This window comes from Bradyrhizobium sp. AZCC 2230 (assembly GCF_036924495.1).
GTDB lineage: Bacteria > Pseudomonadota > Alphaproteobacteria > Rhizobiales > Xanthobacteraceae > Bradyrhizobium > Bradyrhizobium rifense.
Map to the genome: position 1 here is coordinate 3228878 of NZ_JAZHRS010000001.1, position 13501 is coordinate 3242378.

Annotated in this window: 9 protein-coding genes; 5 read left to right on the forward strand and 4 right to left on the reverse strand. The window is 62.0% G+C overall.

Annotation, left to right across the window (positions count from 1 at the left end; genetic code table 11):
• Positions 1-176: 176 nt before the first annotated feature.
• Together V1280_RS15610 and V1280_RS15615 are read right to left on the reverse strand one after the other, a co-directional pair.
• Positions 177-1409, reverse strand: coding sequence for an acetyl-CoA C-acetyltransferase (locus V1280_RS15610; RefSeq protein WP_334525474.1), 1233 nt, complete (start codon positions 1407-1409; stop codon positions 177-179).
• A gap of 215 nt (positions 1410-1624) precedes the next feature.
• On the reverse strand, positions 1625-2266 hold the full coding sequence (locus V1280_RS15615; protein ID WP_334525477.1) for a hypothetical protein: 642 nt from the start codon (positions 2264-2266) through the stop codon (positions 1625-1627).
• A 517-nt stretch (positions 2267-2783) separates the two neighbouring features.
• Here V1280_RS15615 and V1280_RS15620 point away from each other — a divergent pair.
• Entirely contained in the window at positions 2784-4592 is a 1809-nt protein-coding gene (locus V1280_RS15620) for a multicopper oxidase family protein (RefSeq protein ID WP_334525480.1), read from the forward strand.
• Entirely contained in the window at positions 4589-6766 is a 2178-nt protein-coding gene (locus V1280_RS15625) for an alkaline phosphatase family protein (RefSeq protein WP_334525481.1), read from the forward strand. The genes V1280_RS15620 and V1280_RS15625 overlap by 4 nt, the downstream gene beginning before the upstream one ends.
• Before the next feature lie 70 nt (positions 6767-6836).
• Here V1280_RS15625 and V1280_RS15630 read toward each other — a convergent pair whose 3' ends face one another.
• A complete protein-coding gene (locus tag V1280_RS15630) occupies positions 6837-7940 on the reverse strand; it encodes an ISAs1 family transposase (protein WP_334525483.1) in 1104 nt (367 codons plus the stop codon).
• Positions 7941-8703: 763 nt separating this feature from the next.
• Entirely contained in the window at positions 8704-10167 is a 1464-nt protein-coding gene (locus V1280_RS15635) for a GH1 family beta-glucosidase (protein WP_334525484.1), read from the reverse strand.
• A 620-nt stretch (positions 10168-10787) separates the two neighbouring features.
• Between V1280_RS15635 and V1280_RS15640 the strand changes: the two genes are divergently transcribed.
• From V1280_RS15640 to V1280_RS15650, 3 genes are all read left to right on the forward strand, one after another.
• Complete coding sequence (locus V1280_RS15640) at positions 10788-11555, forward strand: M48 family metalloprotease (RefSeq protein ID WP_334525487.1); 768 nt, start codon at positions 10788-10790, stop codon at positions 11553-11555.
• Between the two features lie 650 nt (positions 11556-12205).
• Entirely contained in the window at positions 12206-12970 is a 765-nt protein-coding gene (locus V1280_RS15645; protein ID WP_334525490.1) for a hypothetical protein, read from the forward strand.
• Between the two features lie 78 nt (positions 12971-13048).
• Complete coding sequence (locus V1280_RS15650; RefSeq protein WP_334525493.1) at positions 13049-13501, forward strand: hypothetical protein; 453 nt, start codon at positions 13049-13051, stop codon at positions 13499-13501.

A 13501-nucleotide genomic window follows, 5' to 3' on the forward strand; every position in this document is an offset into this window, starting at 1 on the left:
GAGGCAAAAAACCCTGCATTTTAGCGGCTTCCTGAGCGGAAGGCACCTCCAGCAGCGGTTTTTGCCTTGTTTCAAAGGCCCGCAAGCACCCTTGCTAAAGCTGATTCGATGCTTTCGACAAGCGACGAGCGGCTTCTTTGCCGGAGCAGGAGCGCGATTCACCCTGAAAAATAAGGCTAGACGCGCTCGATGATGACCGCCGGAGCCATGCCGCCAGCCGCGCACATGGTGACGAGACCACGCTTGAGGTCGCGCCGTTCGAGCTCGTCGAGCACGGTGCCGATCAGGATCGAGCCGGTCGCGCCGATGGGATGGCCGAGCGCAATCGAGCCGCCATTGACGTTGACCTTGGCGCGGTCGAGCTTGAGATCGCGGATATATTTTTCCGCGACGACCGCAAAGGCCTCATTGATCTCGAACAGGTCGATGTCGTCGATGGTGAGCCCGGCCTTCGCCAGCACCTTGCGCGTCGCCGGCACCGGTGCATTCAGCATCAGGGTCGGCGAGTCCCCCATGTTCGCCATCGCCACCACGCGGGCGCGCGGCTTGAGACCATGCGCCTTGGCGTAGGACGGTGACGCCAGCAGGATCGCAGCCGCGCCATCGACGACGCCGGACGAGTTGCCGGCGTGGTGCATGAAGTCGATGTTGAGATCGGGATATTTTTGCAGGATCAGGCCGCGATAGGTCGTGCCCTTGTCGTCCAGCGCATAATCGGCAATCGCGGGAAACGCAGGCTTCAGGCTGCCGAGCCCTTCCATCGTGGTCTGCGGCCGCGGATATTCTTCATGGTCGAGTGCGAGGCTGCCGTCCTCGCGGTGAACGGGCACGAGGCTCTTCTTGAAGTGGCCGCCGGCCATCGCCTGCGCTGCACGTTTCTGGCTCTCGAGGCCGAGCGCGTCGACGTCCTGCCGCGTAATGCCTTCCAGCGTCGCGATCGCATCGGCGCAGACGCCTTGGTGCGACTGCGGGTGCAGCGCGCGCAGGCGAAGATTGCCGCTGTCCATCATCATCGGACCGCCGCCGCGACGTCCCTCCATCGACATCATCTCGCATCCGCCGGCGATGACGAGATCTTCCGCGCCCGCCATGATCGAGGATGCCGCCATGTTGACGCTGGTGATGCCGGAGCCACAGAAGCGATCGAGCGTCACCGCGCTGGCGCGCACGTCATAGCCGGCATCGAGCGCCGACATCCGTCCGAGATCGCCGCCCTGCGTCGCGACCTGCGCGCTGCAGCCCCAGACGATGTCGTCGACATCGGCCGTGTTGATGCCGGTGCGGTTCGCCAGCGCGCTCAGCACGGTGGCGCCAAGCTGCTGCGGATGAATGCCGGAGAGAGCTCCCTTGCCGGCCTTGCCGACGCCCCGCGGGGTGCGGCAGGCATCGATGATCAGCGCGTCGGTCATGGGCGTTGTCCTCTTGTTCTTGACTGTTGAGGACGGTTTTGAATCACAGGGACAACGGAGTCAATCGGCGTGCCGCACGCCCGCTTCCCGCCCTCTCCGCAAAAAACGCGAAAACAACCCCATGCAAAGTAGGGATTGTGGTGCCGGGTGCTGCCTCGCCCATTCGTAGAGCAATTGACACGTCGGGCAAAACAGGAGCAACAATCTATGATCGGCTAACGATGGACATGCGGCGGCCTGGGTTCGTCGGTCGGCGACGCCACAGCCGCGACTTCGACGCGTAGCGCCACCGGCGCAACCGTGCCGGGCGCCGGAAAATTCAGGACGATGGTCTGCTGGTCGCGCGCGAACGTCGCCTCGCGGCCCTGCACCGCGCGCAATCTCCAGCCCTGATATTCTTCGCCTATTCTCAAACGCAGCGCAGCCTTGGAGGTCTGGTCGACGAAAATGCCGAAGCGTCGGCCGTCGCCGCTGACGGTGCCGACCAGCGAAAGTTGCGGAGGACGCTCCTCCTGCGCCGGCTTCGGCGGCGGTGGCTTCGCGATCGCGACCTCAGTCACCGCAACTGGCGGCGGCCGTCGCGAGGACGAAAACACCGGACGCTCGCGCGTACCGCTGAGGATCTCAAACGGGATCTCCCATAGCGGATTGCCCCTTCGCGCGGGCCCGCTTGGCTGCTCGGCAGGCGCACTCGGCACACGCACGGAAGCCGTAGTGGAAACCTCGAGCGATGGCATCGCTAAAGCACCGGCGCCACGCGCCGCTTCATCATCGAAATTGTCAGCAGCCAGAGCCGCATTCGAGCCGAGAACGCAGAGCGCGGACACCAGAAACAGAATCCATGTCAGCTTCGGCATCGTTGTCCGCCCCGTCATCCAGCGTGCCCGTGCCGATATCACCGAGCCGGAACCATTCGCAAAATTCTCACGACAGTGACCCAAGCCAGAGCGTCATCAGCTTCCAGCCGATGATGAGCCGGCCCAACGCCATTCGGTGATTGATCGCGGGCCGGCGTTATTGCATGCGACCAGAACCTGATCAAGCAGATCGACCAAGTCGACACCGCAAGCAAGCGTCGTTGTCATACGACGCCGTCGGACGCTGCTTGCGATTTCTCGTCGCCAGCAAACCACTGATCGTCGCCTGTCAGAGTTCCATCGACTCCGAGCGTGCGTGTCATCGTCGTGTAAACAACCTGTCAGAGAGCGGGTGATACACAACTACCGCGTCGATACGACGCAGCGACCGTCATTTACTTGTCATCCCTCAGCGAAGCGGGATCCGGACCTGTCTATGGTTGATTCCGAAGCGCGCTCATGTGGTTGGCTTGGTCGGATCAGCCGCAATCGATCGACGCGACGATGGCCGCTTGGCGTGTTCGCTGTCGTGGCCTGGTTCGCGATGTTGACGCTCGGAGCGATCAGCTTCGTGGCCTTGCTCGGAACCAGCGGATTTACTCAGCCCTCACAACCGCAGCGCGAAGCCTGTCAGCGGCCGACGTCCGGAAGCGCGATACAGGAACCGCAGGACCTTCGCAGCCACGACGGGGTCCTGCAGGTCGATCTGGCCATTCACAACAGCAAACAGCCGGACGGCTCGACTCGTTACTGCTACCTGACGCCCGATGGGGAGATGTCACCGACTTTGCGAGTGAAGCCGGGCGATCTGCTGATCGTGCGCTTCAAGAATGATCTGACCGAGCTTGCGCCGGCACGCCCGGCTGCGGATCAGCCACAAGCGCTGCCGTTCCCCGCGCCGTTGTGTGTGTCGAAGAGGATCTCAGATCCGTGCGGCAGCGACGCCATGCGCGCGACATCGGCCAATCTGCACTTTCACGGGCTGACGGCGCCGCCGGTATGCCATCAGGACGATGTGCTGAAGACCTCGATCCAGCCGGACGATCCGCCCTTCGAATACCGGTTGCGCATTCCCGCCGACGAGCCCCCCGGAGTCTATTGGTATCACCCGCATATTCACGGCTACAGCAAGGCGCAGGTGCTCGGCGGGGCGTCGGGCGCGCTGATCATCGAGGGCGTCGAGCGGGCTGCGCCGGAATTGGCTGACCTCCCCGAGCGGGTCCTGGTGATCCGCGACCTCGACCTTTTGAACCCCGATGCACCGCCCGCAAAATCCGAGCCGATCGTCCCGAAAAATCAGCTCGACAGTGACGGTGACACCACCAACAACGGCACCGGCTTCGGCAGGCCGGCGAAAGACCTGTCCGTCAACTTCGTGCCGGTGCCTTATCCCGATTATCCGCCGGCATCGTTGAAGATGAAGCCGGGCGAGCGACAGCTGTGGCGCGTTCTCAACGCCTCGGCGATCACCTATCTGAATCTCGCCGTCGTGTTCCGGCGCGCGCCGCAACCGCTCGGCATCGTCGCCATCGACGGCGTGCCGGTCCATTTCAACGGCAGCCCTGCGCCTGCGGTCGAGTGGGTCAATCGCATCGGCGTGCCGCCCGGCTCCCGCGTCGAATTCATCGTCGAAGGTCCGCCGCCCAGCGTACCGGCACTGTTGGTGACGCGAACGGTCGATACCGGGCCGGCCGGCGAAAACGATCCCAACCGCGCGCTCCTGTCGATCACGGCCGCGGCCGATGCGCCCGAACCGCAATCGAGGCTGCCGGCAAATCCGCAGCCGCTGCCATCAGCCGTTCGACCCTGGATCGGAGACGTCGCGCCGGCGCGCGTCAGGAAACTGTACTTCTCCGAGCAACCGACCAATCCGGACGATCCCAACAGCCCTGTGACGTTCTACATCACCGTGGATGGCGAAAAGCCAAAACCGTTCGATGCGGGTGCCGACATTGCGGACATCGTCGTCAAGCAAGGCGACGTCGAGGACTGGATCATCGAGAACCGCTCGACGGAATTGCACGACTTCCACACCCACCAGCTTCACTTCGAGCTGCGCGAATGGTCGGGCATGCAGGTCGACGAGCCGTTCGTGCGCGATACCGTCAACGTCCCCTATTACAACGGCCGCATGCTGCAATATCCGAGCGTGCGGCTGCGCATGGATTTTCGCGACCCGAACATCGTCGGCACCTTCGTCTACCACTGCCACCTCCTCGAGCATGAGGACAACGGCATGATGGGACGAATCCGCGTCGACCCAGCCGGCACCGCCGTTTCCACCCAGTCGTCAGATCAACAACCTTACCAAAGGAGAGCAGAATGAGCCGAAACAGGCGTAAGTCACGTTTGCTGAATGGTTGCCGCGTCGGGCTGAGTGCACTGGCGATGGGGCAATTCTGCATGAGCCCGGTGCTTGCCGGCGGCGTGCCGACCCCCGCCGATCAATACACGCGGTCGCCGATCAAGCACGTCATCGTCATCATCGGCGAGAACCGCAGCTTCGACCATGTGTTCGCGACTTACGTGCCGAAGGAGCGTCGTCACAGCGTCGACAATTTGCTCTCCCGTGGCATCATCAAGCTCGACGCCAACAAGAATGCGGTTCCAGGCCCCAACTTCGAACAGGCGCATCAGCTGGCCGCAAAGGACATCGGTTCAAAGGACGCGTTTCTGCTGAGCCCGCCAAAGCAGACTTTCCCCAACGACCAGCTGCCGGCCCCGCTGGTCGGCGGGCCCAAGGTCTCCTACATCCCCAACAAGTGCGGCAGCACGCCGATCTCGCAGTGCCAGGCGAGCCTGACGCTTGCGCAGCAATCGGAAACCGGCTTGGACCCGAGCTATTATTCTTCACTGTTGACCGGTGGCACCGGCCAGACCTCGAAGACGCCGGACCAGCGCATCACCTCCGTCAACAGCCTGCCGGCCGGCCCGTTTCAGCTGACCAACGGCAACACGTTCCTCTATGAGAGCTACGCAGCGAGCCCGGTGCATCGCTTCTACCAGATGTGGCAGCAATTGAATTGCGCCAAGGGCGCCGCCAACCGGGACAATCCCTCGGGCTGCACCGGCAATCTGTTCGCCTGGGTCGAAGTGACCGTCGGTGCCGGAGCCAACGGCGCTGCGCAGCCCGAGACCTTCAGCACCCAGTATGCGCCAGGCGCAGTGACCACGGGAGAAGGTTCGACCGCGCTCGGCTTCTACAACGTACAAAAGGGTGACGCGCCCTATTTCACGAGCCTGGCGGACAAGTACGCTATGAGCGACAACTTCCACCAATCCGTCAACGGCGGCACCGGCGCCAACCACATCATGTTCGGCCATGCCGACGCGCTCTGGTTCAGCGACTCCGACGGCAAGCCGGCGGCGCCGCCGAACGGGGTGCAGGTCTTCGGCGGCACCCCCGATGCCGGTATCGTCCATATGATCGAAAACCCCAATCCGGCGTCCGACACCAACAACTGGTACACCGAGGATGGGTACGGCAACAGCTTCAACTCCGGCTTTCCGCCCCCGTTCTCTGTCGCGCCCGCCTCCGGCGGCGGATCGTATAGCGACTGCTCCGATCCCAACCAGCCGGGCGTCAAGCCAATCCGGGACTATCTGCAGTCACTGCCTCGCCCGATTGATCCCCACTGCGAGCCCGGCCACTACTACCTGCTGAACAACTATAATCCGGGCTGGTTCGGCAACGGCAAGAACGCCTACATCGACCACAATCCGTCCAATACGCCCTTCACCATCCCGCCGTCGTCGACCCGCAGCATTGGCGACCTCCTCAACGACAAGAATATTTCGTGGAAGTACTACGGCGACCAGTGGGACAACTACGTCGACGATCCATACCAGCTCAATTGGGGCGCGGCGGGCCCGACCGCGGATGAATACTGCAACATCTGCAATCCGTTCCAGTACGACACGTCCATCATGTCGCATCCGGACCAGGTTGCCGAGCATCTGCACGACTCGACGAAACTGTACGCAGATATTTCCGCTCGCACCCTGCCTGCAGTCTCGATCGTGAAGCCGAGCGGCTTCGTCGACGGCCACCCGGCGTCCTCCAAGCTCGATCTGTTCGAAGGCTTCACCAAGAAGATCGTCGATCAGGTCCAGGCTTCGCCCTACGCGCGGGACACCGCCATCTTCATCACCTTCGACGAAGGCGGCGGCTACTACGACTCGGGCTACGTGCAGCCGCTCGACTTCTTCGGCGACGGCACCCGCATCCCGCTGATCGTGGTTTCGCCGTTGGTGAAACCGGGCCATATCTCGCACGACTACGCCGATCACGTCTCGATCATCAAATTCATCGAGCGCAACTGGCAGCTGCCGACCATCACGCATCGCAGTCGCGACAACTTCCCGAACCCGGTCGCCGAGTTCCGCAATCCCTATGTTCCCCTGAACAGCCCGGCGATCAGCGATCTCTTCGACTTCTTCGAGTTCGCGGAGCACGGAGAGCCGGGATTCCCGGGTTTCCCCGGCTTCCCGGGACATTAGATCGGGATGAGATCAGGCTCGATCGTTGCAACGACCGAGGTGCGCTCCCTCCCCCGCTTGCGGGGCAGGGCTATCGCATGTGGCTGATGAGTTCGAGAAGGAAGGCATCGTCCCAGCCAGCGCGCTTGACCTTTTGGCGCATGGAGATGCGGGCGGGGTGAGCGCGAATGAGGTTGACCGCGTTCCGCCGCAAGGTCGCAAAGTTCTCGGGACCGTTGTCTTTTCGGGTTCGGCAGGCATCCTCGCCAAAGACGACGTCCAGGACCCAGTGCAACTGGTTCTCGATGCTCCAATGGCTGCGGACGACCTGCAAGAATCGTCTTGCAGGCATATACTTGGACAACACGTAATATCGCACGGCCGGTTTTCCGGCTGGTTTGCCATGCAGCCGTCGGCGCGAGGTAACGCGAGCGATGGCGGCCATTCCGGGAAAGCGGTTTGCCACCCCCAGGCTGCTGTTGCGCATGATGGTGGCGCGTCTGGATTCGGATCGATCGTGGGTGCTCGGCTCGAGACTCTGCGCCACGTTGCGCTTGCCCGAGCGGGTGAAGCAGCGTTCGACGTCCGCAAACAATTTGCTTTGATTCTCCTTGAGAGCCAGCACGTAGTTGGCGCCGCGTGCGAGCACCTTGTTGGCGAAGGGGCGATTGCAATGCAGGGCGTCGGCCGTGACGATGCAGCCTTCGAGCGAGAGCATTTGCAGCACGTCCAGCGCCCCTTGGGCCTCGTTGCGACCCGGTGCCTTGCACGAAGCAAGCGCCATCCGCGCCTCGGTGGCGAAGACATTGACCATGTGCAGCGGCGTAGCGCTGCGGCCCCGCTCGTAGGCTCCTCGCACCGCCTTGCCATCGACGGCCACAACACCGGTAAGTTTGATCCCGTTGGCCTCGGCGAAGGCTGCCATAAAGCATCGGAAGGCTTGCTCGAAAGCCGCCGGGTCGAGCGCGTTGAGCACGCGGCTGAACGTGTCGTGACTGGGAACTCCGTGCTCCAGCCGAAGGAATTGCCGCAACAGCTTTCCCTTCGACGATGCAAACACCTCCATGTCCGTCGCGCTCTGTCCCCCACACAGGATCGTGGCCAGCGCGATGATGATGATGTCCAGCAAATCGTGCAGCGCGTTCGGTGCACGCGGATCGGGCAACGTACTGAAGATATTGCGGATCTTGCGCATAGGGGCTCCTCTGCGAATCGGGAGCCCTCTTCAGAATCCATATTGTCGGCCCGCGCAACACCACGCGCAAATTCACATGCGATTCCCCTGGCTTGCGGGGGAGGGTTGGGGAGAGGGTATCTCCGCAATCGAGAACCCCCAAGAGGAAAGAGCCCTCACCCGGCGCGTTGCGCCGACCTCTCCCGCAAGCGGGAGAGGTGCACCGAGCCCGCGGCCGCCTGATTCAACCTAAGCCCATTCCGCTTAGTCAAGCCGGATATCGAATGAAGGCGGCCGCCCTTCACGGGCGGCCGTTGTTTTTTGGGGATCAACGAACCGATTGACGGCAACAAGGCCGGGGAAATTTTCGGTCGCTTAGTTTCATGCACCGCAATTCCGAGCCACCAGCTAACGATTCTTCAAATCGGCACGACATTTTGCACACGTCCGTGCAGGCCAGAATACTGTCAACAAACCTTCTCTTTCAAAGATGGATGTTCCGCACACAGGACATCCAAAGATGCTTCTCACCCACAAACCTCCCGGAATAAGAAGAACGAAAGCGAGACCGCCAAACACGATTGAATATGAATGACTGGGCGCCAATGCGGACCGCGAACATAAATCCAACAGCCGCCAGGAACATGGCGGTTGCGAATAGCAGGGCTCGCGTTCGAAGACTCATTCAGCACCTGAACCGGATTGTCCCAGCACCATGCTCTGTCCCATTGGAGCAGGAGCGGTTGTGGTTCCAGAAGGCAATATCGAACCTTCACGGAGAAGATCACGCCCCCGCCGCGTTGTTTGCGATCACGTTGCGGTAAAAGCTTGCGCTCAGCTTTGCCGTACGCACCTGGGTGTCGAAATTGACGTGATAGAGCCCGAAGCGCTTGTTGAGCCCGAACACCCATTCAAAGTTGTCCATCAGGCTCCAGAGGAAATAGCCGCGCACCGGCACGCCCTCGATGGTGGCGCGCTGGAGCTGGGCGAGATAGTTGCGCAGATACATGATGCGGTCGGTGTCGTAGATCTTGCCGTCCTGCATCACCTGGTCGTCGCCGGATGTGCCGTTCTCGCTGATATAGATCGCATCCGTCTTCCAGATATTTGCAGCCAGCTTCGGCACCCAGTAGATCGTCTCGGGGCCGATGCGCAGCCAGTTCGAATTCATGTGCGGGAAGTCTTTCGGGACCGGCAGCGGCATGAAGCCCGCGCCCTGGTCGGAGGCGACGATGTAGTGCTGCGGCGCGTAGATGTTGAGGCCGAGGAAGTCGACCGGCGAAGAGATGATCTTCAGCTCGGCATCGGTGTATTTCGGCGCGTCGGCCCCGGCGTATTGCAGGAACGCGTCGGTGTAGCGACCCGTCATGATGACGTTGAGATAGCCGGCATTCATCTCGCGCAACGCGATCTCGGCGGCGCGGATGTTTTCGGGCGTATCGATCGCGGGACTACAAGCATCGATGTTCTCGGCCGGCCCGACGCGCGTGCCGCGGCGGCCATGGGCGCGCACCGCCTGCACTGCGAGGCCATGCGCGAGCGCGCTGTTGTGCCTGATCTGGTTGATTTCGGCTTGCGGCAGCGTGAGGCCGGGCGCATCGATGCCGGTGCCATAGCCGAAATAGACGAAGCGCCCGCTCTCGTTCAGCGTGAAGACGTTCCTGACGCGATCGGTCAGGTGCTCGGCGACATAGGCCGCATAGTCGCCAAAGATCTTGCAGGTCTCGGTCGAGCGCCAGCCGCCAAAACGGTCCTGCAGCGATTGCGGCAGGTCCCAGTGATAGAGCGTCAGCCACGGCTCGATGCCGTTCTTCAGGAGCTCATCGATCAGGCGATTGTAGAAATCGAGCCCTTTCGGGTTCGGCTTGCCGTCTCCGTCCGGGAACACCCGCGGCCAGGCCACCGAGAAGCGATATGCCTTGCAGCCGAGCTCCCTGATGAGCGCGATATCGTCCTTGTAGCGGTGATAATGCTCGTTGGCGCGGTCGCCGGTGGTGCCGTCCTCGATCTTGCCGGGGATGCGGGTAAAACTGTCCCAGATCGAGGGCCCTCGTCCGTCCTCGTTGACGGCCCCTTCGACCTGATAGGACGAGGTGGCGGTGCCCCAGAGGAATCCCGGCGGGAAGCCGCGCGCATCGCGCGTAGCCAGAGCCGGTTTGGCCTCAGCCGCCGCCGGTGGAGTTGTTATCGCTGCTGCGGAAAGCCCCGCGATCTTCGCGAACTGGCGACGCGAGAACTTATCCGACATTGGTACTGCTCCGGCTACATTTGTTGCGGGCCGCACAATGGCGAGTCTCGGCCGATTTGAGAAGCCAGGTTCCCACGTTGTCTTGATTGCAACACTGCCATCTCCGACGGGAGCGCTGCTAACTGATTATCTGACCAAACCATGGTTTAGCTTGAACAGAGCCCGGTTCCTAAGGTCTGATCCATGCGCTTGCGCCGAAGTGGATCGAACTCCCCTCAGTGTGGATATCGGGACTTTTCTGTGTCCAAGGCATGAAACTCGCATGACAAGACACCGGGAGATCCGTAGCTTTTCGCATTGAACGCGCACGAGGGACAAGGGTGATTCACGCTGGCGTAAGCCCGATGGCGTTGCGTGGTGATCGGCACGGCCAAGATGTCGTTGCCGGCCTCACGCCAGGCCTTTCGTTCGCTCTGGTGCGACATGCGCCGCGAGAGATGCTGCGCGTTTTGCGGCGCGGCCCTACCGTCACCGTGGAGATCCACTGGCCGTCGGGAGAGGCAGGCCTCTTCCTGCAATGCCGTATCGAGCTGAGCTCGAGAGACTCGTCGCCGTTGCGGCATCGACGGCACGCCCATCAGGCTGCGAACCATCAATCATCTCAACTGGCGATCCTTGCCATGACATTGCTGCTCGCCGTCTGCGGCTGGATCGCCGGCGGAGCCGAGGGCATGCAACGGGCGCTGTCGGGAAGCACGCCCCGTCCCGACGAGACGGTCATCTCGCGCGAGAGCGTGTATCGCTGGTTCGGCGCCCGCCTGCTGTCCCCTGCCGAGGTGCCGGACCTGTTCGCCATTCTGACAAAAGTTTGCAGCCGGGCCGGCCTGGTGCGATTGCCGGATCTCTATTGTCTGCCGGCACCGCGCGAGATGAATGCCTATGCGCTCGGCGGACCGGAACGCAGCGCCATCGTGTTGACCGAAGGCCTGCTACGCGGCCTGGCGCGTGACGAGATTGCCGGGATATTGGCCCATGAAGTCGCTCATATCCGCAACAACGACGCCTGGACGATGGGCTGGGCGACAGCGTTGCGACACGCGATCGATTGGACCTCGCTCGCTGGTCTCGCGCTGCTGCGATCCAGCCATCATCACGGCGGCATGACATCAAGCCGGCCATTGGCGATGCTGCTGAGCGCAGCACCAGCGCTCGGCCAGCTCCTCGGACTTGCTCTGTCGCGCGTTCGCGAACTGGATGCAGATGCAACGGCGCTCGAACTGACCGGCGACTCGCGAGCGCTCATCGCCGCACTCGACAAGCTGGAGCGCCATCACACCGGCTCTGCACCAAGCCGCACGTCCGCATTCGTGCATGATCCGGTGCGCTTGCTTCGCAGTCATCCCGCCACCTCCGAGCGCGTCGGCGCATTGCTCAACCTCGCCTACTAAAGCGCGATGAGATCGGGATGAATCGTCATCGCGCTTTAGAGTATTGTTTGAGCATGATCTTTTCGGAAAACCGCTTCTCACTTTTCCGGATCATGCTCTAGCATTCGCTGAAGTTGACACGGATGCACATCGGAAGGCTCGCTGACCAGGCAAAGAGTGCTGACGAAAATCCGTGCGCTTGAAATTTTTGCGGAGTTTGATCGCCGCCAAAATATCGCCGCGCTTTCGCGAAACTATTTCGACGTGAGTACGTTTTCCGCGTCTCTGCTCATTGCAGAACTGGGGAGAAACCAACGCAATTGCCAAGCGTTTGAGCGGACGTAGGACATAAACGGTAAATGGCTGGCCATCGTGCCAGCGAGGAAAATCCGCTCCCACATCTCTCGGCGGCCATCATTAGCCGCTCTAAAGCATCTCACCGTCGGCTTGTCACCTTGAGGGGACGCAACTCGCGCCTCCCAGGCGGGGCGACATTGCTTGCGGCCGAGACTTCCGTGCCAAGCATTTGAACTTGAAGCTCCAACAACGCCGTCGCACCGGCGTGACCAATCGCTATTGCCAGCGAAGGGGTCGCACATGCGACCGACCTTTGCAGGATTCTTGTCAGGATTTTGGGCTGAGGGCACCAACCATCGCAAGGAGGCCAAGCGATGACGTACTATGACACCCTGCAACAGAACCTCGCGCATGGTTCGCCATTCGGCCAGTTCGGTCCGCAACAACAATGGGGATCGGGAGCATTCGGTTCGCAAGGCGGCCAACAGTATGGAGGTGGCGGTCTTGGATTGGGCCAGGCTGCCTATGGACAGCAATACGGGCAGTTCGGCGGTCAGCCGACCTTTGGCGCGTCTGGATATGGCCCCGGCTGGGGCGGGCAAACGGGCTGGGGTCAGCAGCCGGCTCAGCAGACTTGGGGCGGACAACAGCGCCAGCTTTCGCCACAGGACGTGAATGAGGTCGTGCGGCAATTGGTACCGGCGCTGCCTCAAATTCTTGCGCAAGCTCAGACTCCGTTCGCAGGAATGGGCTATGCGGCTTACGGCCAGGCGCCGCGGCAGCTAAGTCCGCAAGACGTGAGCGAGGTCGTGCGGCAGATCCTGCCCATCGTGCCACAGATCGTGGGAATGCTGCAGAGCCAGCCCCAAATGCAGCATTCGGCCATGCACGGCGGTATCGGTCAGGGTCAGTTCGGAGGCCTCGGTCAATTCGGTCCCGCGCAGACTCAGCCTGGGCAGATGTGGGGTCCGCAGTTCGGCGCGCCGCAGTTCCAGGCGGCATTCGGCGGTCAGACGGGCTTGGGCCAGCAACGACAACTGACGCAGCAAGACGTCGCCGACATCACCCGCCAGCTGATCGGCATCATACCCCAGGTCATCGGCAACCTTCAGGCCTACGGCCAGCAGCGGATGATCTGACCGCGGTAAGGCGCGACCGCCGCCAAAAGCGGCGGTCGCGCCTGCCGTTGCGCATGCTTCCTCCGAAGGAGAACGCTCATGTCGGATTCAAATCCCTCCGCCGCATCCGCGACACAACGCCACTCCCCAGACATTCAGCAGCTCGTGGGCCTGCTTGGCAATTTGATGCCGCTGCTCTTGCGCCTGCAGTCGCAAACGTTCGAGCAGCCGTTCCGAACCGCGCCCGGCAACTTCGCGATGCCGAACCCGGTGCTCGAACATCAGGCGGCCGAAAACATGATCGGAGACATGATCGCAGAATCGCTGCGCTCGCTCTCTGCCTATCTCGAGGCCAACGCCGCACAGCATGCGGGCCTCGAAAACTGCGTCTCGATCGTCACCCAGGCAGCCAACAAGTTTACCGAGCGGGATTTTGCGCAGGCCTTCAACCTGATCTATTTCGCCTATCGCGCGATCGAAGCCGCCCGCGCAGCCGATCCCCGCCTTCCGCTGCTGGCTTCGATCGATCGCACGCAATCTTCTATCCACTGA